The organism is Acidocella sp. MX-AZ03 (assembly GCF_027626035.1).
Classification (GTDB): Bacteria; Pseudomonadota; Alphaproteobacteria; order Acetobacterales; family Acetobacteraceae; genus Acidocella; species Acidocella facilis.
Genome location: NZ_CP110774.1, coordinates 3,074,124 through 3,096,836, shown reverse-complemented (window position 1 = coordinate 3,096,836; position 22,713 = coordinate 3,074,124). Strand labels below are relative to the sequence as shown.

At 65.0% G+C, this 22,713-nt stretch carries 17 protein-coding genes and 5 pseudogenes; 14 read left to right on the top strand and 8 right to left on the bottom strand.

From position 1 onward, the window contains the following. Window positions 1-35: 35 nt before the first annotated feature. Both GT370_RS17080 and GT370_RS17075 read right to left on the bottom strand, forming a co-directional pair. The gene (locus GT370_RS17080; protein WP_008495071.1) at window positions 36-875 is read right to left on the bottom strand and encodes a prephenate dehydratase; all 840 of its coding nucleotides are present in this window, start codon (window positions 873-875) and stop codon (window positions 36-38) included. After that, window positions 872-1,598: pseudogene (locus tag GT370_RS17075) on the bottom strand (3-deoxy-manno-octulosonate cytidylyltransferase). Before GT370_RS17075 ends, GT370_RS17080 begins: the two are co-directional and overlap by 4 nt. 139 nt (window positions 1,599-1,737) lie before the next feature. Between GT370_RS17075 and GT370_RS17070 the strand changes: the two are divergent. Continuing rightward, entirely contained in the window at window positions 1,738-2,730 is a 993-nt protein-coding gene (locus GT370_RS17070) for a c-type cytochrome (RefSeq protein ID WP_008495069.1), read from the top strand. Then, a pseudogene (locus GT370_RS17065) lies at window positions 2,727-3,514 on the top strand (inositol monophosphatase family protein). The gene GT370_RS17070 and the pseudogene GT370_RS17065 overlap by 4 nt, the downstream one beginning before the upstream one ends. Before the next feature lie 152 nt (window positions 3,515-3,666). Here the strand turns inward: GT370_RS17065 and GT370_RS17060 are convergent. Together GT370_RS17060 and GT370_RS17055 are read right to left on the bottom strand one after the other, a co-directional pair. Beyond that, window positions 3,667-5,818: pseudogene (locus GT370_RS17060) on the bottom strand (malate synthase G). 105 nt (window positions 5,819-5,923) lie between these two features. Continuing rightward, window positions 5,924-7,990: a glycosyltransferase family 2 protein gene (locus tag GT370_RS17055; protein WP_168118440.1), complete on the bottom strand. Its 2,067-nt coding sequence runs from the start codon at window positions 7,988-7,990 to the stop codon at window positions 5,924-5,926. 392 nt (window positions 7,991-8,382) lie between these two features. Between GT370_RS17055 and GT370_RS17050 the strand changes: the two are divergent. The 8 genes and pseudogenes from GT370_RS17050 to GT370_RS17015 form a co-directional block, all read left to right on the top strand. Next, window positions 8,383-10,454 (top strand): annotated as a pseudogene (locus GT370_RS17050) (ribonuclease E/G); the annotation flags it as partial. Between the two features lie 720 nt (window positions 10,455-11,174). Then, complete coding sequence (locus GT370_RS17045; RefSeq protein WP_008495063.1) at window positions 11,175-11,951, top strand: Bax inhibitor-1/YccA family protein; 777 nt, start codon at window positions 11,175-11,177, stop codon at window positions 11,949-11,951. 3 nt (window positions 11,952-11,954) lie between these two features. Beyond that, window positions 11,955-12,470 (top strand): glycine cleavage system protein R, encoded by a 516-nt coding sequence (locus GT370_RS17040; RefSeq protein WP_008495060.1) that lies wholly within the window; start codon window positions 11,955-11,957, stop codon window positions 12,468-12,470. A 3-nt stretch (window positions 12,471-12,473) separates the two neighbouring features. After that, entirely contained in the window at window positions 12,474-12,920 is a 447-nt protein-coding gene (locus tag GT370_RS17035; protein ID WP_008495059.1) for a bleomycin resistance protein, read from the top strand. A 158-nt stretch (window positions 12,921-13,078) separates the two neighbouring features. Then, the gene (gene miaB / locus GT370_RS17030) at window positions 13,079-14,434 is read left to right on the top strand and encodes a tRNA (N6-isopentenyl adenosine(37)-C2)-methylthiotransferase MiaB (RefSeq protein WP_039885389.1); all 1,356 of its coding nucleotides are present in this window, start codon (window positions 13,079-13,081) and stop codon (window positions 14,432-14,434) included. Further along, window positions 14,431-15,453 (top strand): PhoH family protein, encoded by a 1,023-nt coding sequence (locus tag GT370_RS17025; RefSeq protein ID WP_008495057.1) that lies wholly within the window; start codon window positions 14,431-14,433, stop codon window positions 15,451-15,453. The genes miaB and GT370_RS17025 overlap by 4 nt, the downstream gene beginning before the upstream one ends. Before the next feature lie 50 nt (window positions 15,454-15,503). Then, the gene (ybeY, locus tag GT370_RS17020) at window positions 15,504-15,944 is read left to right on the top strand and encodes an rRNA maturation RNase YbeY (RefSeq protein ID WP_026439113.1); all 441 of its coding nucleotides are present in this window, start codon (window positions 15,504-15,506) and stop codon (window positions 15,942-15,944) included. Then, on the top strand, window positions 15,941-16,819 hold the full coding sequence (locus GT370_RS17015) for a hemolysin family protein (protein WP_008495055.1): 879 nt from the start codon (window positions 15,941-15,943) through the stop codon (window positions 16,817-16,819). The genes ybeY and GT370_RS17015 overlap by 4 nt, the downstream gene beginning before the upstream one ends. A 181-nt stretch (window positions 16,820-17,000) precedes the next feature. Here the strand turns inward: GT370_RS17015 and GT370_RS17010 are convergent, their stop codons facing one another. The 4 genes from GT370_RS17010 to GT370_RS16995 all read right to left on the bottom strand — a co-directional run bounded on the left by GT370_RS17010 (window position 17,001) and on the right by GT370_RS16995 (window position 19,480). After that, complete coding sequence (locus tag GT370_RS17010) at window positions 17,001-18,110, bottom strand: Hint domain-containing protein (protein ID WP_270183436.1); 1,110 nt, start codon at window positions 18,108-18,110, stop codon at window positions 17,001-17,003. Between the two features lie 50 nt (window positions 18,111-18,160). Beyond that, window positions 18,161-18,637 carry a hypothetical protein gene (locus GT370_RS17005; RefSeq protein WP_270183435.1) on the bottom strand — a complete coding sequence of 159 codons (477 nt, stop codon included), beginning with the start codon at window positions 18,635-18,637 and terminating at the stop codon, window positions 18,161-18,163. 82 nt (window positions 18,638-18,719) lie between these two features. Then, window positions 18,720-19,217, bottom strand: a complete 498-nt coding sequence (locus GT370_RS17000) for an NUDIX hydrolase (protein WP_270183434.1) — start codon at window positions 19,215-19,217, stop codon at window positions 18,720-18,722. Then, window positions 19,208-19,480 carry a hypothetical protein gene (locus GT370_RS16995; RefSeq protein ID WP_270183433.1) on the bottom strand — a complete coding sequence of 91 codons (273 nt, stop codon included), beginning with the start codon at window positions 19,478-19,480 and terminating at the stop codon, window positions 19,208-19,210. Before GT370_RS16995 ends, GT370_RS17000 begins: the two co-directional genes overlap by 10 nt. A gap of 90 nt (window positions 19,481-19,570) precedes the next feature. Between GT370_RS16995 and GT370_RS16990 the strand changes: the two are divergent. The 4 genes and pseudogenes from GT370_RS16990 (at window position 19,571) to arfB (ending at window position 22,661) form a co-directional block, all read left to right on the top strand. Continuing rightward, a pseudogene (locus GT370_RS16990) lies at window positions 19,571-21,441 on the top strand (ABCB family ABC transporter ATP-binding protein/permease). Window positions 21,442-21,502: 61 nt separating this feature from the next. Then, entirely contained in the window at window positions 21,503-21,769 is a 267-nt protein-coding gene (locus tag GT370_RS16985) for a hypothetical protein (RefSeq protein ID WP_008495050.1), read from the top strand. 139 nt (window positions 21,770-21,908) lie between these two features. After that, on the top strand, window positions 21,909-22,208 hold the full coding sequence (rpmB, locus tag GT370_RS16980) for a 50S ribosomal protein L28 (protein ID WP_008495049.1): 300 nt from the start codon (window positions 21,909-21,911) through the stop codon (window positions 22,206-22,208). A 33-nt stretch (window positions 22,209-22,241) separates the two neighbouring features. Further along, window positions 22,242-22,661 (top strand): alternative ribosome rescue aminoacyl-tRNA hydrolase ArfB, encoded by a 420-nt coding sequence (gene arfB / locus GT370_RS16975; protein WP_008495048.1) that lies wholly within the window; start codon window positions 22,242-22,244, stop codon window positions 22,659-22,661. Window positions 22,662-22,713: the final 52 nt, after the last annotated feature.

The window sequence follows — 22,713 nt, the reverse complement described above, 5'->3', positions numbered from 1 at the left end:
ACGAAAAAACCCGGCCATAGGCCGGGTTCTTTGTTTCATCCGTGCGCGAGGCGGTACGGGTCCATCTTATACGTGCCCAGGACTTTGAAGTCCGTGCAGAAAAAACCCAGCTCCTCGAAGGCATGTTTCAGCCCGCTCTGCGCCGGGTGCCCTTCCACCTCGGCCAGGAACTGGGTGGCGGTGAAGCTGCCATTCACCATGTAGCTCTCCAGCCGCGTCATGTTCACACCATTGGTCGCGAACCCGCCCAGCGCCTTGTAAAGTGCGGCCGGCACGTTGCGGACATTGAACACGAAGGTCGTCATCAGCCCCGGCGTTTCCGGCTCCACCGGCAGCGGTTCGCGGGCCATGATGTAGAAGCGGGTGGTGTTATGCGCCTCGTCCTCGACATTACGGCGCAGAATCTCCAGCCCGTACATCTCGCCCGCCAGCGAGGAAGCGATCGCGGCATCCGCCTTGCTGTCGAGTTTGGCGATGATCTCCGCCGCCCCGGCGGTGTCATATTCCACCACGGCGGTCGCGCCCAGCTCGGCGATCAGCCGCTTCACCTGGCCCAAAGCCACCGGATGCGAATGGATGCGCTTGATGTCGGAAATCCGCGTACCCTTCGGCGCCAGCAGGCAATGCTCGACGCGCAAAAACGTCTCGCCGATGATCGAGAGGCCGGAATCGGGCAGCAACGCGTGCATGTCCCCCACCCGGCCGACGATGGAGTTCTCCGGCGGCAGCATGGCGAGATCCGCCCGGCCCTCGCGCACCGCCGCCATCGCCGCCTGGAAACTCTCACACGGCAGGGTGGCGGCCCCCGGAAAAGCGGTACGGCAAGCGAGGTCCGAATAGGCGCCAGGCATGCCCTGGAAGGCGATCAGGCTCATTGGCAAAGCGCCTCCCTGGCGCGGTCTAGATCTTCTGGAGTATCGACGCCGAACGGCGCCTGCGCCACGCGCGCGGCGCCGATGCGCAAGCCCGCTTCCAGCGCCCGCAGCTGCTCCAGCTTCTCGCGCAGCTCCAGCGGCGAGGGCGGCAGTGCGACGAAGCGCTCAAGGGCGGCGCGGCGATAGGCGTAGATGCCGATATGATGCCAATGCGGCCCCTCGCCGGAGGGGATCAGATGGCGGGAGAAATACAAAGCCGGGCTGACCTCGGTATCCCCGGAAAGGCGCAGGCACATTTGACCACGGAGGGCGCATCGCGCTCGGCCTCGGTGGTGATCGGCGCGACCAGCGTGCCGATATCGAACCCCTGGGCCAGCGGCTTCACCACTGTTGCAAGATAGGACGGGTCGATCGAAGGCAGATCGCCTTGCAGATTGACGATGACATCATGCGCGCCCGCCGGGTCGAGGCGGCGCAGCGCCGCCCAGATACGGTCCGAGCCGGAGGGCAGATCCGGGTCCGTCATCACCGCGATGCCCCGGCTTTCTCAACCGCTTCAGCCACTTGCGCCTCACAGCAGGCCACCGCGACAGGGCCGAGCCCGGCGCTCAGCGCGCGGTCCAGCACATGCGCGATCATCGGTTTGCCGCCGATATCGGCCAGCACCTTGCCCGGCAGGCGGGTGGAGCCGAAACGCGCGGGGATCAAAACGATGGGATTCAAAAGCCTGGCCCTCTTGTCTGCTTGCCGCCCTGCCTAATTCCCTCTACGCCTAAGGGCAATACGCCACGGCAAAGCGACAGGGAGTGCTGGGGCAACAACGTCCAGACTAGAAGTCCAAAACACGAACCTGGGGAAAACCATGCAGAATTCGGGCAAGGATGGTTTGTTTTTCAATAAAATCGCCGCCGGCGTGCTGACCGCCGGGCTGGTGCTGTGGGGGGCGAACCGGATCGCCCATGTCCTCATCCCGGATGAGGCGCCAGAGCATGCGGCGTTGCAGGTGGCCGCCCTGCCCAGCGCCGCCCCGGCCACCGCGCCAGCGCCCAGCGGGCCGGAGAGCGTGCTGCCGCTGTTGGCCAGCGCGGATGTGGCCAAGGGCCAGGCTTTCGTCGCCCAGCAATGCGCCGCCTGCCATACGCTGACAGCGGGCGGGGCCAATGGGGTGGGGCCGAATCTTTATGGCGTGCTCGGCGGGCCGATGTTCGCCCATGCCGGCTTCACCTATTCCGCCGCCGTCAAGAGCAAGGCCAAGGGCGACTGGGATTATGACAAGATGAACCAGTGGCTGTACGCGCCGAACGATTTCGCGCCCGGCACCGGCATGTCCTATAGCGGCATCCACAGCACCCAGACGCGGGCGGACGTGATCGCTTATCTGCGCACCCTGGCCGCGCAGCCGGTGGCGCTGCCCAGCGCCGCTGAGATCAAAGCCGCCAGCGCCGCCGCCGCGCCGGCCGCCGCCACCCCCGCCGCCACGCCTTCTGCCCCGGCTGAGGATCTGAACAGCCTGCTGGCCAAGGCGGACCCGGCCAAGGGCAAGGCCCTCTTCGCCCAGCAATGCGCCGCCTGCCATGCCATCGCCAGCGGCGGGCCGAACGGGGTGGGGCCGGATCTGTACGGCATCGTCGGCGCCAAGGCGTTCTCCGCACCGGGCTTTGCCTATTCGGACGCGGTGAAACCCCATGCCGGCAAGCCCTGGACGCCCGCCATGCTAGATGACTGGCTGAAAGCCCCGATGAGCTTTGCACCCGGCACGCATATGGCCTATCCCGGCATCAAGAACGACCAGATGCGAGCGGATATGATTGCCTATCTGAACCAGAACGCGGCCAGCCCGGCCAAGCTGCCCTGATCCATGCAGGAGCTGATTGCGATTGCCAATGCGGCGCTCGATGCCAGCGGGCGGTGATTCGCCCTTATTTCCGCATTGGTCTGAGCGCCGACGATAAATCCGACGAAAGCCCCGTCACCGCCGCGGACCGCAAGGCCGAGCAGGTGCTGCGCGCCGCCCTGGCCGAAGCGACGCCGGATTTCGGCATCATCGGCGAGGAGTTTCCGGCGCATAACCGCAGGCCAAATATGTGTGGGTGACCGACCCGATCGACGGCACCCGCGCCTTCATCACCGGGCGCACCAGCTTCACCACCTTGCTGGGCCTGCTGGAGGACGGGGTGCCGGTGCTGGGTTTCATCGACCAGCCGATCACCCGTGAGCGCTGGTGGGGCGGGCGCGGTGTGCCGGCCGGGTTCTCCAGCGCGCTCGGCGGTGTGCCCGGCACCCGCCAGACGGTGAGCCTGGCGCAGGCCGAGCTTTCCGCCACCTCGCCGGAGATGATCGCCGGCGCCGGGGACAATGCGGTGCGCCGCTTCAACCAGCTGCGCCATGCCGCCAAGCGGATCTATTGGGGCGGGGACGCCTATTCCTACGGGCTGCTGGCGCTGGGGCAGATCGACGTGATCGCCGAGCACGACCTCAAACCCTGGGATTGGGCGGCGTTGGGTCCGGTGATCGAAGCCGCCGGCGGGGTGGTGACGGATTGGGCCGGAGCGCCGTTGAAGCTGGGCTGCGACGGCTCAGTGCTGGCCAGCGCCAATGCGGCGCTGCACGCGCAGGCGCTGGCGGAACTCAACCGCTAGAACAATATGTGTTTAGGTTGACGCGCCAGCGCCAAGATAAACGCTTGAATTGCTCGTTAAAACAAAACTGAGAGCATTAAGCTAAAAGCTTGATGCTCTCAGTCATTGTAAACGGGCTGACCTGAGGACCGCCCGTCATCGGTCGCGTCGTGTTACGCCGCTTTCGCCTCGCGGCGGCGGCGGGTCAGGATGAACTCGGTATAGCCGTTGGGCTGGCTCAGCCCCTCGAACACCAGATCCAGCGCCGCCTTGAAGGCCGGGCCGTCATAGCCAGGCGCCATCGGCTTATAGGCCGCATCGCCGGCATTCTGCTTATCCACCACCAGCGCCATGCGCTTCAGCGTCTCCATCACCTGCTCCTTGGAGACGATGCCGTGATGCAGCCAGTTGGCGATATGCTGGGAGGAAATCCGCAGCGTCGCGCGGTCTTCCATCAGCCCGACATCATGAATGTCCGGCACCTTGGAACAGCCGACCCCTGGTCGATCCAGCGTACCACATAGCCCAGCAGCCCTTGCGCATTATTATCCAGCTCCTGCTGGATCTCCTCGGGGCTCCAGTTCACGCCATGGGCCAGCGGCACCGTCAGCAGGTCCGAGAGCTTCGCGGCCGGCCGGCTCTTCAGCTCGTTCTGCCGGGCCAGCACGTCCACGTCGTGGTAATGCATGGCGTGCAGCGTGGCGGCGGTAGGGGATGGCACCCAGGCGGTGTTGGCGCCGGCTTTCGGATGCGCGATCTTCTGCTCCAGCATCGCCGCCATCTGGTCAGGTGCCGCCCACATGCCCTTGCCGATCTGCGCCTTGCCCTGCAGCCCGCATTCCAGCCCGAAATCCACGTTCCGGTCCTCGTAGGACTTGATCCAGGGCTGCGCCTTGATGTCGTTCTTGCGCAGGAAGGGGCCGGCCTCCATCGAGGTGTGGATCTCATCGCCGGTGCGGTCCAGGAAGCCGGTATTGATGAACACCACACGATGCTTCGCCGCCGCGATGCAGGCTTTCAGATTGGCGCTGGTCCGGCGCTCCTCATCCATGATGCCCATTTTCAGCGTGTTGGCGGGGATGTGCAGCAGCTCCTCCACCGCGCCGAACAGCGCATTGGCATTCGCCGCCTCCTCCGGCCCGTGCATTTTCGGCTTCACGATATAGACCGAACCCTGACGGGAATTGCGCTTCGCCGCGAGGTCATGCTTGGCGATCAGCGAGGTGATGACGGCGTCCATCACCGTCTCCGGCACTTCCTGCCCATCGATGGTGATCATGTCCGTCAGCATATGGTGGCCGACATTGCGCACCAGCAGCAGCGAGCGGCCATGCAGGCTCAGTGTCGAGCCGTCCGGCGCGGTGTAGGTGCGGTCCGGATTGAGCTTGCGCTCGAAAACCTTGCCGCCCTTCTCCACCGGGGCGGAGAGCGTGCCCTGCATCAGCCCCAGCCAGTTGCGATAGACCAGCACCTTGTCCTCGGCATCCACCGCCGCCACGCTGTCCTCGGCATCCATGATCGTGCTGATCGCGGATTCCAGGATGATGTCGGCGATATGGGCGGTGTCGTTCTTGCCGATCGTGTGGGTCGCGTCGATGACGATTTCGGCGTGCAGATGATGATTCTTCAGCAGCACCGCGCTGGGGAGGCGGCATCGCCATTATAGCCGGCGAACTGGGCGGGGTCTTTCAGGCCCACATCGCCGGAGGGCAGCAGCACCACCAGCCTGCCCGCTTCAACCTTGTAGCCCAGCGCATCGGCATGGCTGCCCTCTTCCAGCGGGAAGGCCGCGTCCAGGAAGGCGCGGGCACGGGCGATCACCGCATCCGCGCGCACCGGGTTGAAACCCTTACCGCGGGTGGCGCCATCACTCTCCGGCAGCGCATCGGTGCCGTAGAGCGCATCATACAGGCTGCCCCAGCGGGCATTGGCGGCGTTGAGCGCGTAGCGGGCGTTGGAGACCGGCACCACCAGCTGCGGCCCGGCGATCACCGCGATCTCGTCATCCACCTTCGAGGTTTCCACCGAAAACGCGGCGGGTTCGGGCAGCAGATAGCCGATCTCGCGCAGATAGGCCTCATAGGCGGCTTGGTCGTGCGGCTTGCCCTTTTGGGCGCGGTACCAGCCATCCAGCTTTTTCTGAATCTCGTCGCGCTTGCCCAGCAGCACCGCGTTGGTGGTGGCGAAATGCTTCAGCAATTTGGCGAACCCGGCCCAGAAGGCCTCCTGCTCCAGCCCCGTACCCGGCAGCGCCTCCTGATTCACAAAATCATACAGAACCGTGGCGACTGACAGGCCCGAAATGGATGTTCTGGCGTCCGGCATTACCAACTCCTTGCTTTCATTGTTCTTTGCACCTTCCCGGTGAAACTGTGCCGCAAAGACCCGGCCGGGTGCAAGGCCATACCGGCCTGACCAATTTTGGCGCGTTCAGCGCGGCGCCGGACCAAATCCCGGCAGCTCGGCACCAAGATAAACCTTTGTCGGCATGCCATGCTTGGCCACCAGCTCATCCCAGCTGATCGTCGCCACGGGATAAGCCCGCCCGCCACCGCCCGGGGTGAGCATCGCAATCTCCCCGCCGCGCGCCGCCGGAGCAAAATTCTCCACCACCAGCCGGCCTTCGGCGATCTCGGCGGCGAATTGTTCGGTGAGGGCATAATAGGCGCGCACGCCGGGTTCGACGATGACCACCCGCGCCGACGCCAATGCCTGCCGGATCCGCTCGTGATCCGGCATCGCCACGAACATCTCAACTGCCGGGCCGAGTTCGGCGATATTATCCCAGCCATGCGCGACCAGCCGCTCCCAGAACAGCGCCAAGCGGCGCTCCTCCACGGCGTTGATATGCGACAGGAAGGCCTGTAGTTCGTCGGGCTTATCCGCGATTTCGCCCCAGATCCGCTCGCCGTGAAAATCTCCCCGCAACCCGCGCGCGACACGCTGGCGAAACGCATCCTCGGTCCGGATCGCGTAATGGTGGATCATCGCGCCCGACTGCATGATCCGTTCGGCACGTCCATCCTGTTGCAGCCAAGCGTTCGCCGCATTGGGGAAATCCCGGTAATATTGCCGCATATCCTCGCCCAATACGTTGAGTGGCCGGATATCGACATTCACGCAATCCGAGAGCTGATGCACAAACCCATTGTCAGCGATGGTTTCGAATAATTCCGGACGATCCAGAATGCAGGAGCGGAACAGCATTTTGGTAAAAGGGTGCAGGTGCGGCTGATGCCGGGTGAGGCTGCGCAGCACGCTCTTTGGCGGCGTCGTCTGGCCATTGGGGCCAAAAAGCAGCCAGTTGAACATCAAACAATCAGTGCGCTCCTCAAACCGGGAGAGGAAGCCCGGCAGATCCTCGCCCGGCGGAAGGCTGATGAACTCGTCGAGATCGAGGAAACTGACCCATTGCGCGGCACCGCTATCATGCCGGGCGAAATGCATCATCATCTTCCGGTGCATTCCCTGTTCAGGGAAAAACCGGAAGCTTACGAACGGGGCCGGCCCCTGCACGAAGGGCAGGATCTCTTCATAAAGCTCGCTCGGCTCATCGTCATTGCAGTACAGGAACACGTGCTCGAAGCCGATGGCACGGTGATAGGTCAGCCATTCAGAGATGTAAGGCGTCTCCCAGCGGGCGCAGGCGGCAATGGCAAAGCGGTAACGATAGGCGCTCGCGGGCGGGGCCTGCAACGTTTGTGGCTTCGCCGGCTTTGGCATCATCGCCCGTAATTCGCCCGCCCGCGCCGCCAGCCGCTCATCGGGCACCTCGTTGCGGTCATACGCCTCGAACTCGCCCTCCGGGCGGGTGAGGTCGTGATAGCCGCGCGCCATCTTCTCGCGCCAATGGGCGCGGGAGCGGACGAAATAATGGTTGAGGCTGCCGCCCTGATGGTCCGGCGTGGCCGCCAGCACCCCCGGCCCGCCGCCCCAGATAATCGGCCGCCCGAGCAGATCGACATACTCGCCCCGCATCGCGAAGGCGTGCGGGTTGAGGCAGTTTTCCATCTGTGCCGGGCGGATGATCGATTTCACATGATGGTTGGGGCCAAACCCCAGCGCCGCCCGGCGGGTAAAGCGCTCCACCAGCAACCCGTCGGGAAACTCATCATGCCCGTTGGAGCCGAAAATCGCCCAGGGCAGCGCCACCGCCGCCTCCGGCCGCGCCGCCAGCAGCCCTTTCAGCGTCAGCCCGTCATCCAGCCGCAGGAACTCATCCGCGTCGAAAAAACCCAGCCATTCGAACTCTTCCGCCATCGCGCGAGCGATATGTTCATAGCCGCGCATCTGATAATCCGGGGCGGTGCTGGACCATGCCACCACCCGCACGTCGCGCCCCAGCGCAAAATCCTGGGCGATAGCGATGGTGGCGTCCGTGGAGCCGTTATCGAGCAGGATGACAGTGTCAAACCCGATGATGAACTGCCAGGCCAGCCACTCCGCGATATGGCGCGCCTCGTTCTTCACGATCGCCACACAACCGATCTTCCCCACCTCGCCTCCCTTCGGCAGCCATGGCAAGTCTGGCGGCAAAGCCCGGGGCCGACAACCCCGGCGGCAAACCCTACCCCTTGCAGGGGCGGGTTTTTTGGGTCATCTACGATTACAGGATGTGTGCGGCGCGGCGTTTGGCCCTGACCGGTTGGCCGCCAGCGTCGCATCCAGAATAAAAAATGTCGCAATCCGGTGCCAACGCGCCGGCGAGTTTATGGAACCGATGACCGCTCTGACGACCGAGACCCCTTTTTCCTTCAAGGCTTTAGCCCGGTTCGGCGTTGTGTCCTCTGGTTTTTACACGTCCTCCTTTCATCCCTATTTCGCGCCCAGCGCGCAGGGCCGGCAGATCCATGCCGCCCCGCTCGGCGCACGCCGGAGTTTTATCCTTAATGTCAAAGAAAATGCTGATCGATGCCAGCCACGCGGAAGAAACCCGCGTGGTGGTTCTGGACGGTAACCGCCTCGACGATTTCGACGTCGAGACCGTCAGCCGCAAGCAGATCAAGGGCAATATCTACCTCGCCAAGGTGATTCGGGTCGAGCCGAGCCTGCAGGCCGCCTTCGTCGAATATGGCGGCAACCGCCATGGCTTCCTGGCCTTCGGCGAAATCCACCCGGATTATTACCAGATCCCCGTCGCCGACCGGCAGAAGCTGCTGGACCTCCAGGCCGAAGCCGCCGCCGAGGACGAGGACGAGCCGGAGGACGAGGCCGCCGCCGACGCCAAGGCGCTTGAGATCAAGCCGATCGAGATCCACGCCGCGCCGCCCCCGGAAGAGGGCAGCGCGCTGCCGCATGACGCGCTGAGCGGCGCCGACGAGGCCGAGATCGCCCCGGACCCGGAAGCCCCCGCCGATGCCAGCGCCGAAGAGGCGATGCCGGCCGAGATTTCCGCCGAGGCCGGTGAGAGCGACAGCGTTGAGCAGATCGAACCCGAGGGCCCGGCCCCGGAGCAGATCGGCGGCGATGGCGACGATGCGGCGGAAGCCCGCGAGCGCCGTCTGCGCCAGCGTTTCCTGCGCAATTACAAGATCCAGGACGTGATCCACCGCCGCCAGATCATGCTGGTGCAGGTGGTCAAGGAAGAGCGCGGCAATAAGGGCGCGGCGCTGACCACCTATCTCTCGCTGGCCGGCCGCTTCTCGGTGCTGATGCCCAACTCGCCCACCGGCGGGGGCGTGTCGCGCAAGATCACCTCGCAGACCGACCGCCGCCGCCTGAAAGAGACGATGGCGGAGCTGGATATCCCGCCCGGCATGGGCATGATCGTGCGCACCGCCGGCGCCAACCGGCCGAAGCCCGAGATCAAGCGCGATTGCGAATATCTGCTGCGGCTCTGGGACGATATCCGCGACAAGACGCTGGAATCCTCCGCCCCGGCGCTGATCTATGAGGAAGCCAGCCTGATCAAGCGGGCGATCCGCGATGTCTATACCAAGGATGTCGAGGATATTCTGGTGGACGGCGTGGACGGCTTCAAGGCGGCGCGGGACTTCATGCGCATGTTGATGCCAGCCAATGCCCGCAAGGTGCAGCTCTGGCAGGAAGGCCAGCCGCTCTTCGCCAAGCACCAGGTCGAGGCGCAGCTGGATGCGATGCTGAACCCGGTGGTGCAGCTGCGCTCGGGCGGTTACATCGTCATCAACCAGACAGAAGCCCTGGTCGCCATCGACGTGAACTCCGGCCGCTCCACCCGCGAGCGCTCAATCGAGGACACCGCCCTGCGCACCAATATGGAGGCCGCGGAAGAGGTCGCCAAGCAGCTGCGCATGCGCGACCTGGCCGGGCTGATCGTGATCGATTTCATCGACATGGAAAGCCGGCGCAACAATGCCGCCGTCGAGCGCAAGCTCAAGGACGCGTTGAAGCATGACCGCGCGCGCATCCAGGTGGGCAGCATCAGCCATTTCGGGCTGATGGAAATGTCGCGCCAGCGGCTGCGCCCGTCGCTCACCGAGGCCTCGCTGATCACCTGCCCGCATTGCGCCGGCATGGGCCATGTGCGCAGCCCGGAGAGTGCCGCGCTGCATATTCTGCGCGCCATCGAGGATGAGGGTGCCAAGTTCAAATCCGCCGAAATCTGTGTCTATCTGCCGCCGGAAATCGCCTTCTATCTGTTCAACCATAAGCGCGAGCGGCTCTCGGCGATCGAGGAACGCTATTCGATGCGGGTGATCTTCGAGGCGGATGCACGGCTGACCGGCACCAATTTCCGCCTGGAGCGGACCAGGGCGCACACCGCGCCGCCCCGGCCCCGGCCCCGATGAAGATCGAGCGCGTGCTGGAAGCCGCCGCGGCGGAAGCCGATGAGGCGGATGCCGAGCTGGAAGAGGCCGAGACCACCGAAGCCGCCGAGGCTGCATCGGCCGAGCGTGGCGAGCGCAAGCGCCGCCGCCGCCGGCGTGGCCGCCGCCGTGGTGAAAACGGCCAGGGCAACGGCACGGACGCCGCCGCCGAGAGCGAGGGCGATGCCGAGACCGGCGACGAGAGCGCCGAGGATGCACCGCCAACCGAGCTGGATCTGGCCCTGGAAGCCGCCTTCCGCGACGCCGAGGCCATGGGCCCGGCCGAAGCCGAGCTGGCCGAAACCGCGATCGAGGCAGCGCCGGAAGCGGCGGTGATCCTCGCCGCCGAAGCCGCGCCGGATGCGGCCCCGGCCAAGCCCAAGCGCGCCCCGCGCAAGCGCAAGCCCGCTGCCAAGGACGGCGCCAAGGCGGAGCCCGAAGCCGCCCGGCCGAGGCAATCGAAGCCACCCCCGTGGAGGTGGCCGCCGTGGCGGAGCTGGAAGCCGCCCCGGCCAAGCCCAAGCGCGCACCGCGCAAGCGCAAGCCGGCTGCCAAGGACGGCGCCAAGGACGCGGCCCCGGCTGAAATCGCTGTTCCAGTGGAGGCCATCGAGGCCGCGCCGGTCGAGGTCACGGCGGTGCCGGAGGCCACGGAAATCGCGGCCGAGCCGGTGGTGAAGCCGATCCTGGTCGGCGCCACGGAGGCCCCGGCTGCCAAGAAAACCGGCTGGTGGCGGCGCTAACCCGCACGCTACGGCCAAAAACGGCCGGTTGATTTACAGTTCGTAGCGAAAATGGGGGCGTTTTTCGCCCCCATTTTACTTGAAAAGCCGGTGAATCGGGCTGATCATAAGAAAGTGCCCCTCAAGGCGGCACATTTCAGGAGTAAACAACCTCATGGCCTTCAACCCGAATCAATCCTACCGCACTGTGCAGGCTGGCTATGCCGGCTACGGCAGCGCCGCGCTGGATGCGGGACTGCGCGCCTATATGCTGCGCGTGTATAACTGGATGGCGTCCGGCCTGGTGCTGACCGGGCTGATCGCGTTCGCCATCGCTCATACCTCGCTGCTCAACCTGTTCTACCAGCCGGTGCAAACCGCCACCGGCATGGCGATCCACCCGACCATCCTCGCCTATGCCGCCATCTTCGCGCCGCTGGTGTTCGTGATGGTGCTCAGCTTCGGGGTGAACAAGCTTTCCACCACCGGCGCCCAGGCTCTGTTCTGGGTGTTCTGCGCCGCCATGGGCGCCTCGATGGTGAATATCTTCATGGTCTATACCCAGACCTCGATCGCGGAAGTGTTCTTCATCACCGCCTCGATGTTCGCCGCCACCAGCCTCTATGGCTATGTCACCGGGCGGGACCTCACCAGCCTGGGCAGCTTCATGTTCATGGGGCTGATCGGCATCATCGTCGCCTCGCTGGTGAATATCTTCCTGCATTCCCCGGCCATCGCCTTCGCGGTGTCGATCCTGGGCGTGTTCATCTTCCTGGGCCTCACCGCCTATGACACGCAGCGCATCAAGACCGATTATCTGCGCTTCGGCGGCGCCTATGGCGCGGAGATGGCGGGCAAGCGCTCCGTCTATGACGCCCTGCAGCTCTACCTGAACTTCATCAACCTGTTCATGTTCCTGCTGCAGCTCTTCGGCCAGCGCAACCAGCGCTGACCGGTGGCCTCGCTGGTTGTCAGCCTGGCCGGTCCCGACCGGCCGGGCCTCGTCAACGCCCTCTCGGCGCGCATTGCCGCCGCAGGGGGCAGCTGGCTGGATAGCCGGCTGGCGCATCTGGCCGGGCAGTTCGCCGGCATCGTGCTGGTGCGCCTGGCCGATGAGCAGGTGGCCGGGCTGGAAGCCAGCCTCGCCGGGCTGAAAGCCGAGGGGCTGAACGTCACCGTGCTCGCCGGCACCGAAACCGCCCCGCCGACCGAGCAGGTCACCTTCGCCCTCACCGGCAATGACCGCCCCGGCATCGTGCGTGACGTCACCGAGACCTTGCGGGGCCTGGGCGTGAATATCGAGGATTTCTCCTCCCATATCGAAAGCGCGCCCTTCACCGGCGCGGAGATGTTCCACGCCACCGTGCGGCTGGGCCTGCCCCAGGGCGTTACCGCCGAGGCGGTGAGCGCGGCGCTGGAGCGGCTGACCGCCGAATTCATGGTGGATATTAAAGCCCCCGAACCGGCCTGACCGATGGCGGGCGGGGCTGAGGATATTGTCTGGCCGGCTCTGGTGCCGGAACTTGAGGTCAGCGACCTCACCGCCTCGCTGCGCATCTATCTCGGGCCGCTCGGCTTCACCCTGCTTTATGGCCGTCCCGAGGAGGGGTTTGCCTATCTCACCCGCGATGGCGCGCATCTGATGCTGGAGGAAATCGGCGGCTCAGGCCGGCGTTTCTCCGATGCGCCGATGGCGCGGCCCTTCGGACGGGGCATCAATCTACAGATCGAGATCCCTGACGTGGATCAGCTTTACCAATCCGTTCTTGCCGCCGGGCTGGAGATGCCCATTCCACTTGAGGATAAATGGTACCGCCAGGACGAGCAGGAGGCCGGCAACCGGCAATTCGTGATTGCCGACCCTGACGGCTATCTTTTGCGCTTTTTCAGCGATCTGGGGCTGCGCCCGCACCGGGCCTGAGCCACGACGTCTTCCAACCTTCACCCGAATTTTCTTGACACGACGCGCCCTCGCATAGCCGAATAGCCTCATGCTCAGGAGGATTCTCAGGCTTTGCGCTTGACCTGCAAGCCCACCCCGCGTTTCTCCATCCGGACGAACCGGATGGATTTGAGCGCATGAGTACCCAACGCCCCCCTCGCAAGCTGCATGTCGTGACGCACGGCTGCCAGATGAATGTCTATGACAGCGCGCGGATGACCGACCTGCTGCGCCCGCTCGGCTATGAGAGCGTGGACGCGCCGGAAGGGGCGGACATGCTCATCCTCAATACCTGCCATATCCGCGAGCGGGCGGAGGAGAAAGTCTTCTCCCAGCTCGGCCGCTGGCGGGTGATGAAAGAGGCCAAGGACGGCGAGATGATGATCGCCGTCACCGGCTGCGTGGCCCAGGCGGAGGGTGAGGTGCTGGCCAAGCGCGCCCCGTTCGTGGATCTGGTGGTCGGCCCGCAAGCCTATCACCGGCTGCCGGAGCTGATCGCCCAGGCGCATCGCAAAACCGGCACGGTGATCGATACCGATTTCCCGGTGGAGCAGAAATTCGACTTCCTGCCGGATGATGCCGCCCCGCAAGGCGTGGTCTCCTTCCTCTCCATCCAGGAGGGCTGCGATAAATTCTGCTCCTTCTGCGTGGTGCCCTATACGCGCGGGGCGGAAGCCTCGCGGCCCGTCGTCAGCGTCATCGCCGAAGCCAAGCGCATGGTGGCCAAGGGGGCGAAGGAGCTGGCGCTGCTCGGGCAGAATGTGAATGCCTATCACGGCGAAGGGCCGGATGGGAAAATCTGGTCCCTCACCCGGCTGATGCAGACCCTCTCGGAGATCGAAGGGCTGGAGCGCATCCGCTACACCACCTCCCACCCGAACGACATGGCCGATGAGCTGATCCTGGCGCACCGGGACAATGCAAAGCTGATGCCCTTCCTGCATCTGCCGGTGCAATCGGGCTCGGATAAGATCCTCCGGGCAATGAACCGCAAGCACAAGGCCGATGAATTCCGCCGCATCGTCGCCAAGCTGAAGGACATCCGCCCGGATATGGCGTTCTCCTCGGATTTCATCGTCGGCCATCCCGGCGAAACCGACGCGGATTTCGAGGCGACGATGGCGCTGATCCGCGAAACCGGCTTCGCCTTGGCCTATTCCTTCACCTACTCGCCTCGCCCCGGCACCCCGGCGGCCGGGCTGCCGCAGGTGGAGACGGCGGTGAAGGATGCGCGGCTGCAGGCGCTGCAGGCCCTGCTGCGCCGCCAGCAGGATGATTTCAACGCCGCGACGGTGGGGCTGGAAACGCCCGTGCTGTTCACCGGCAAGGGGCGCTATCCCGGGCAGATCGCCGGGCGCTCCCTCTGGCTGCAGCCGGTGGTCGTCGAGCATGGGCAAGACCTCACCGGGCAGGTGCGCATGGTGAAAATCCACCATGCCAACCCTAACTCTCTCTTAGGCACTCTTTTGGAACAGGAGACCATCGCCGCTTGAGCCAGATCATCACCAGCCAGCCCCGCCCTTCCCTGGTGCCGCCGCGCACCATCACCATGACCTTCGGCAATAACGTGCTTTTGTCGATGCTGCTCGGAGATCATGACCGCCATTTGGCCCGGATCGAACAGAAGCTGGGCGTGCGCCTGGCCTGCCGGGGCAACAGGATCTCGGTTTCGGGCACGGCGGCGCAGGTGGCGGCGGCGGAGGCGGCGCTGAGCACGCTCTACGGCAAGCTGGAACAGGGGGAGACGATCGACGGCCCGCAGGTGGATGGGGTGTTGCGCATGACCGACCCGGCGAACGAGCCGCGCCTGCCGCTCTCTGACCTGCCGGCGATCCGCACTCGCAAGGGCCCAATCGGCCCGCGCAGCCAGGGCCAGGCGGAATATATCGATACGCTGGCCCGCCATGAGATGGTCTTCGGCCTCGGCCCCGCCGGCACCGGCAAGACCTATCTGGCGGTCGCACAGGCGGTGGCGATGCTGACCTCCGGCAAGGTGGACCGCATCGTGCTCTCCCGCCCGGCGGTGGAGGCCGGCGAGCGTCTGGGCTTCTTGCCCGGCGACATGAAAGAGAAGGTCGACCCCTATCTGCGCCCGCTCTACGACGCGCTGAACGATCTGCTGCCCGGCGATCAGCTGACAAGGCGCATGGCGACCGGTGAAATCGAAATCGCCCCGCTGGCTTTCATGCGCGGCCGCACTTTGGCACATTCCTTCGTGATTTTGGATGAGGCGCAGAACACCACCGCTGTGCAGATGAAGATGTTCCTCACCCGCATGGGCGAGGGCACGCGCATGGTCATCACCGGGGATCTCTCGCAGATCGACCTGCCGCCCAACACCCGCTCGGGCCTGGCGGATGCGCTGGAGACGCTGGAAGGCATCCAGGGCATCGGCGTCACCCGCTTCTCCAACGCCGATGTGGTCCGCCATCCGCTGGTGGCGCGCATCGTCGATGCCTATGACCAGCGCTACAAGGCGGTGAAGGAGTATTCGCGCGAGCGTCAGGGTTAACCGACCTGCGGTTGACCAATTGCGCCTCGTTTGCAACAGACATTAGGCAAATGGACGACCCTGGAAGTACCAGCCCCCTCGGGGGTGTTGAGATCGTGGTTACGGACCGGCGCTGGCGCGCCTTTGTGCCGGACGCCTTGCGCCGGGTGTCCCGCGCATTGGCCGCCACAGGCTGCGCCGCCAGCGTGGCGCTGACCGATGACCGCACGGTGAAGGCCTTGAACTACCGCGACCGCGGCAAGAACAAGCCCACCAATGTGCTCACCTATGAAGCGCCGCCGGAAATATTGCTGGCCTTTGGCGTGGTGGCCAAGGAGGCCCAGCGCGAGGGCAAGAGCATCGGCACGCATCTGAGCCATCTGATCGTGCATGGGGCGCTGCATCTGCAGGGCTATGACCATCACCATCCCGGCGAAGCGCGGGAGATGGAGGCGGAGGAAACCCGCATCCTGGCCCGGCTTGGCGAGCCCAACCCCTGGAAAAACCGATGAGCAACGCGCTGAGCCGATTATTGGGCAAGCTGCGCAGCCCCGAGCAATCGGTGCGCGAATCGATCGCCGAGCTGATGCTCCAGCAGGAGACCAGCACCGAGGACAAGGAGGGGGAGAGCGAATCCCTCGACCTCAACGCCCAGGAACGCGCGCTGATCGGCAATGTGCTGCGGCTGCGCGACATCACCGCCGATGATGTGATGGTGCCGCGCCCGGATATCGTGGCGATGAAGGCGGATCTCTCCCTGGATGAGGCGTTGGCGCTGATCCGCAAGGAGGGTCATTCGCGCCTGCCGGTTTATCGCGACCATCTCGATGATGTCGCCGGCATGGTGCATATCAAGGATGTGTTCGGCTTCACCGGCGCGCCGGCGGAATTCGCACTGGAGAAGATTCTGCGCAAGCCGCTGATGGTGGCGCCGCAAGTGCCGGTGCTGGATCTGCTGCTGCAGATGCGCCTGACCCATATCCATCTGGCCCTGGTGGTGGATGAATATGGCGGCATTGACGGGCTGGTGACGATTGAGGATCTGGTCGAGACCATCGTCGGCGATATTTCGGACGAGCATGACGAGATCGAGGGCCCGATGCTGACCGAGCGCGCCGATGGCGCCTTCGACCTCAATGCCCGCCTGCCGGTGGAGGAGTTCGAGGAAAAGATCGGCCCGATCCTGTCGGAGGATGAGCGCGACGCGGATATCGAAACCGTTGGCGGGCTGGTGTTCAATCTGGCAGAACGGGTGCCGGCGCGGGGCGAGTTGATCATGCACCCGTCGGGCGTGGAGTTTCTGGTGCTGGATGCGGATGCCAGGCGCATCCGGCGGCTGCGGGCGAAACGGCTGCACCCGGCGGAACCGGCACCGGACGAAAGCTGAAAAGTTTTTGGGCGGAGGCGGCCAAGGTTCCGCCGCTGCGAAGCAGCGGTGGAATGCCGCCGGAGGGGCCGCTTTTTTTCAAAAAAGCGGCGAAAACGCGGGGGCGTATGCAACGCAGTCGTCAAAACCCCAGACGTTTGTGGGGACTTTTTGAAAAAAGTCCCCACACCCCCAAAAACTTTCAGGCCGCTGCGCGGCTTTGCGCATCGCCGCCCAACAGCGCGCCGTCACTTGCCCGCCGCACGCTGATCGCGCCGCTCACCCCGTCCGGCAACGCCACCGAAAACCCGTAAACCCCCTTGCCGATCCCCGCCGCGCGTAAATCCTGCCGGTAACTGTTCGCCACCACCCGCGCCAGCACCGTGCCACCGGCCAGCACCAGCAGCTCCACCGGCAGCTCCGGGGTTTGCGGGCACCAGGCCCAGCCGCGGCAAAGCGCCGGCCCGGCCTCATCCAGCACGCCCTGCATCGCCCCCTCCGCCATCCCGCCAGCCAGGCCGGCGCGCCGGTTCACCCAGTCCCGAACCGCCTCCAGCACCCAGCCATCATCATGGCGCGGCACGCAGCTCTCATAGGGCTCGTCCGCCTCGCACGGGTAGAGTGCCGCATATTCCGCCGCATTCTGGAACCAGCTGCGCGGCGTGCCGTTGAGATAGCTCTCGCTCAGCGCCCCATCCGCGCGCAGCAAATCATGCCGCTCCAGCTGGATATGCCGATATTCCACCTTCGCCTCGCAAGGCGTCTGCAACACGTTCACCCCGTTCACCAGCCGCCAGGCCGGCACCAGCACGCCATGCAGGAAAATCCCATGCCCGGGCGAGACCCGCATCGCGCAACGCGGCATCCCCTCCCCCAGCGATCCCGGCAGGAAAATCACCGGCAGCATCAACGGATTCTGCGCCAGGAAGCGCCCCTCATACGCGCTCTTGCCGATCCATTTGATCCGCGCCGGGCCATTTGGCGTCCAGACCTCGTCGCCGATGCGCAGCGTCTCGACCTTCCTGTCGCCAAGCGGGGTTTCGATCATCGTGCCGGGGCAGAAACAGGCAATGTCGAAGCCCAGCACGCTCATCAGCGTGGTATCCAGCGTGGTGATGCTGGTCGCGTAACCGGGATAGGCATAGGCCCCGAAGGCATCATTGCGATATTGCGGCAGATCCGCCCAGTCGCTGTTGTCGCTGGTGGTATCGAAGCTGGCGAGGCTGGTCTTGCCGCCATCCAGGGAAAAGAAGGTCGGCGCGTCGGGCGTGCTCTGCAGCGTGCCGGCCGAGGCATAGGCGTAGAGATCCATGAGGGCGTAATTCGCGCCATCGTTGAAATCGATCCGCCCCAGCGCATGTGTCAGCTCATGCTCGGCGGTGCCGATAAAGCTGACCTCCCCGCCACGGCCGCCGTGCCGAAGCTCAGCACCCCGCCGCCAGTGCCGAAGGTGGCGCTGCCATCGATCCCGGAAAATTCGCGGGACAAGGCGGTATCGGCAAGGCCCAGCGCCTGCGCCTGCGCCATGGTCAGGTAAAGCCCGGCGCCATGGGTCGGATCCGTGCCCGGCAAGGCATCGACAGCGGCAATCTGCGTGGCGGTCTGCGCGTGGGCGCGCAGCGCCGCCACCACGCTGGCATAGCTGTAAATTCCGTTGCTGCTGAGATTGGGCGTTGCCACCCCCAGGACCTGGCCGCTGCTGTCCCAGCCGATATCGATGCTGACGGTGACATTATTGGTGATCAGCGCATCCAGCTGATTGGCGGCATACTGCATCGCCGAGTCGAACCCGGACGGCGCCAGAGACGTACTGCCCTCGTAAATCAGCTGAATGTCCATGAAATCCTCCTCGGAGAGTTTCTTGGCGTCAGGTTAACATTCAGTAAGCAGAAACGCAGCTGGAAATGGCCATTCAGAAACCTTAACTGTTGGCCGGCATGGCGAGGGCGGCGCGCAGCCTCTGCGCCTCGCCTGGCGCGAACAGCCCCTGGCGCAGCAGCAGGTCGGTCAGCACCAGCACCACGTTGAATTTGAAGGCATCGCTGGTCAGCAGCGTCTCGCGCACCTGTTCCAACGGCCAGAGCGCGAAGCTCTCTACCTCGCCATCCAGGGCGCGCGGGATGAAATCCTCGGGCAGCTCCAGGTCGTAGGCATAGAGGAAATCCCGCCGCAGCCCTTCCGGGCGCTCCATGTCATAGCGAAACCGCGCCACCTCCACCGCCTGCGCCGCCAGCGTTTCCTCCAGCCCGGCCTCTTCCTCGGCCTCCTTCAGCAACGTCTCGAACGGCGACAGCCCGGCCGGCACGCCGCCGGCGACCAGATGGTCCAGCTTGCCCGGGTCCAGTTTCTTGTTCGCCGCGCGCCTGGCCACCCAGAGATGCGGCCCGTCGGCACGGCGCACCAGCCCGTTCAGATGCACCCCGACCCGATCACCCCGAAGCTGGGCAGCGCCCCACGGTCCAGCACGCCCAGCACCGCCCCCTCCGGCGCGGCCCGCACATCGAAATCCTCGGCCCGGGTGGGGATGCCGACGGCGCGCGCCAGCTCGTTCAGCCGGGGCAGCAGCCCCGGCGGCAGCGTCACCGCCCCGGATGAAATTTCAATGGCGGGTTCGATGCCGCGCAGCTGTTCCGCCAGCGCCGGTTTCACAAAGCCAAAGCTCTGCGCCCCGCCGCGCAGCACCAGCCTCTCCCCGGCAGCATGGCTGAGTGGCAGGAGCGGATATCACCTAAAAGCTTTGCAATTTGCGAGTCAGATGCCATGTGCAGGCTCATGACCCGATCCCGCGCCCGTGCCAACCCCCATCTGGCACCCAATGCGACCGCCAAGACCGCCAAAGGCTCGCTGAAAACCATCCTCTCGCTGTTTCCCTATCTCTGGCCGCAGGGCGAGACCGGGTTGCGGGTGAAGCTCGTCTTCGCCGCCGCCTGCTTGCTGCTGGCGAAGATCGGCACGGTCTATGTGCCGGTGGTCTATGGCCATCTGGTCGACCGTCTGACCCATCTGGATAGCGCCATCGCGGTGCCGCTGGCGATGATTGGCGGCTATGTCGCGGTGCGCATCGCCAGTGCGGCCTTTGGCGAGCTGCGTGACGCGCTGTTCGCGGGGGTGCAGATGCGCGCCTCGCGCGTCGTCGCCCGGCGCACCTTCGAGCATCTGCACGCGCTCTCGATGCGCTTTCACATGGACCGGCAGACAGGCGGGCTCTCCAACATCATCCTGCGCGGCACGCTGGGCATCCAGTCGGTGCTGCGCCTGGCCGCCTTCAACCTGGTGCCGACGCTGATCGAGCTGCTGCTCACCACCTTCATGCTCTGGCATCTGTTCAATGCCTGGTATGCGGCCATCGCCTTCTGCGCCATCGGGCTCTATATCTTCTTCACCCTCTCCTTCACCACCTGGCGCACCAAATTCCGCCGCACGATGAACGAGACCGATAACGAGGCGCAGACCAAGGCCATCGACAGCCTGCTGAATTTCGAGACGGTGAAATATTTCGGCAATGAGGCGCATGAGGCGGCGCGGTTCGATGACAGCCTGGCCCGGTTTGAAAAAGCCTCGGTGAAATCGCAGGTTTCGCTGAACATGCTGAATATCGGCCAGGCGGTGATCATCTCGCTGGCGCTGGGCGCGATGATGGTGATGGCCGCTTTCGGCGTGGCGCATCACACGATGAGTGTGGGCAGCTTCGTGCTGGTCAACACCTATCTGCTGCAGCTCTACGTGCCGCTCAACTTCCTCGGCTTCTCCTACCTCACCCTCAATCAGGGGCTGGTGGACATGGAGCAGATGTTCCGGCTTTTGAACGTCGATCAGGAGGTGAAGGACGCCCCTGACGCCGCCCCCATCCCCCCCAGGGCGCGCCTGCCGAAATCCGCTTCGAGGATGTGCGCTTCGCCTACAACCCGGACCGGCAAATTCTGAAAGGCGTCAGCTTCACCGCCGCCCCGGGCCAGAAGATCGCCATTGTCGGCCCCACCGGCTCGGGCAAATCCACCATCTCGCGCCTGCTTTTCCGCTTCTATGACGCCACTGGCGGGCGGGTGCTGGTGGATGGCCAGGATGTGCGGGCGATCAAGCAGCATGATCTGCGCGCCGCCATCGGCGTGGTGCCGCAGGATACGGTGCTGTTCAATGACAGCATCTATTACAACATCGCCTATGGCCGCCCCGGCTGCTCGCGCGCCGAGGTGGAGGAGGCGGCGCGGCTCGCCCAGATCCATGATTTCATCATCTCGCTGCCGCAGGGCTACGAGACCAAGGTGGGCGAGCGCGGGCTGAAACTCTCCGGCGGCGAGAAGCAGCGCGTCGCCATCGCCCGCACCATCCTGAAAAACCCCCGCATCCTGATCCTGGACGAGGCCACCAGCGCGCTGGATACCGCGACCGAGCAGGGCATCTCCGCCGCCCTGCGCTCCGTGGCGCAGCACCGCACCACGCTGGTCATCGCGCATCGCCTCTCCACCGTGACCGACTCGGACGAGATCCTGGTGCTGCAACAAGGCGTGGTGGCCGAGCGCGGCACCCATGCGGCGCTGCTGGCCGCCGGCGGGCTCTATGCCGCGATGTGGGCGGCACAGGCGGTGATGGACGACGAAAATGCCACGCCGGCGGAAAAAACCGCCCCGAGCCTCGCGGAATAAACCTCCCCTTGGTGGCGGCACGGGCTGCCACCAGATAAGAGAGCCGGAAATTTTTGAACGGATGACCATGACCGACGATCGACAAGCCCCGCCCGAACAAGAGCTCAGCCACGCCGGTTCCGTCGTGGACAAAGCGATTGAGTATATGGTCGGCAAGGATATCTCGGAGTTGGCCATCGCCTCCGCCCTGCTGGGCGGCGCCATGGGGCTGCTGACCCGCGTGCTGCCGGATGCGGTGGTGGTGCAGATCCTGGAAAACGCCATCGAGAGCGTCGAGTCCGGCGAGATGCGCGGCACCGCGGGCAAGGATCACGCCGGCGAGGCATAAAGATTCAAGCCCCGCGCTGAATCAACGGCCAGCCTTGCGCGAACCCGCTTGACGATGCCCCCGCTTGCGCCATAAGCCGCCCCGAATTTCCGGGCTGGCCCCTGCCAGCCCGCTTTGCGTTTTATTGAGGAAAAGTATCATGGCCCGCCGTTGCGACCTGACCGGAAAGACCGTGCAAGCTGGCAATAACGTCAGCCACGCGAACAATAAGAGCCGCCGCCGGTTCCTGCCCAACCTGCAGGTCACCACGCTGCTCTCCGATACGCTCGGTGCTGTTCGCCTGCGCCTGTCCACCCGCGCGATCCGCACGATCGAGCATAATGGTGGCCTGGACGCCTTTCTGCTCGCCCATTCCGACGCGAAGCTGACCACCGAAGGCCTGGCGCTGAAGCGCCGCCTCGAGCGCGCCACGGCGAAGAAAGAAGCCAAGGCCGCCTGATTTCGCGCCGGGGCCGTTGATTGAGAGGCTCCGATGCTGATACCGGTTACAGATCACCTCCAGATCAGCGATGCTGATCTGGAGGAATTTTTTACCCCGGCCTCCGGACCTGGCGGACAGAACGTCAACAAGGTCTCGACCGCGGTGCAGCTGCGCTTCGACCTCGTCGGCAACACCACCCTGCCCGGCCATGTCAAAGCCCGCCTCGCCCGCCTCGCCGGCAAGCGCCTGACGCTGAGCGGGCATATCCTGATCGAGTCCGAAGAGCATCGCTCCCAGCTGCGCAACCGCGAGGAGGCGCGCGAGAAGCTGTTCGCGCTGATCCAGGAGGCCGCCATCATCCCGAAGGCACGGCGCGCCACCAAGCCCACCAAGGCCTCGAAAACCCGGCGGCTGGATGCGAAATCGCGCCGCGGGGACATCAAGCGGATGCGCCAGAGCAAGGATTACTGAGCGAAAGTTTCAGGGGTGGTGGCAATGTCGTTGCCGCCACCCCAGACGTTTT

Bases quoted from the DNA above. Each gene is read 5' to 3' on its own strand.
- GT370_RS17080 (WP_008495071.1), bottom strand. From the start codon at position 875: ATGAGCCTGATCGCCTTCCAGGGCATGCCTGGCGCCTATTCGGACCTC.
- GT370_RS17070 (WP_008495069.1), top strand. From the start codon at position 1,738: ATGCAGAATTCGGGCAAGGATGGTTTGTTTTTCAATAAAATCGCCGCC.
- GT370_RS17045 (WP_008495063.1), top strand. From the start codon at position 11,175: ATGGCCTTCAACCCGAATCAATCCTACCGCACTGTGCAGGCTGGCTAT.
- GT370_RS17035 (WP_008495059.1), top strand. From the start codon at position 12,474: ATGGCGGGCGGGGCTGAGGATATTGTCTGGCCGGCTCTGGTGCCGGAA.
- miaB (WP_039885389.1), top strand. From the start codon at position 13,079: ATGAGTACCCAACGCCCCCCTCGCAAGCTGCATGTCGTGACGCACGGC.
- ybeY (WP_026439113.1), top strand. From the start codon at position 15,504: ATGGACGACCCTGGAAGTACCAGCCCCCTCGGGGGTGTTGAGATCGTG.
- GT370_RS17015 (WP_008495055.1), top strand. From the start codon at position 15,941: ATGAGCAACGCGCTGAGCCGATTATTGGGCAAGCTGCGCAGCCCCGAG.
- GT370_RS17010 (WP_270183436.1), bottom strand. From the start codon at position 18,110: ATGGATCTCTACGCCTATGCCTCGGCCGGCACGCTGCAGAGCACGCCC.
- GT370_RS17005 (WP_270183435.1), bottom strand. From the start codon at position 18,637: ATGGACATTCAGCTGATTTACGAGGGCAGTACGTCTCTGGCGCCGTCC.
- GT370_RS16985 (WP_008495050.1), top strand. From the start codon at position 21,503: ATGACCATGACCGACGATCGACAAGCCCCGCCCGAACAAGAGCTCAGC.
- rpmB (WP_008495049.1), top strand. From the start codon at position 21,909: ATGGCCCGCCGTTGCGACCTGACCGGAAAGACCGTGCAAGCTGGCAAT.
- arfB (WP_008495048.1), top strand. From the start codon at position 22,242: ATGCTGATACCGGTTACAGATCACCTCCAGATCAGCGATGCTGATCTG.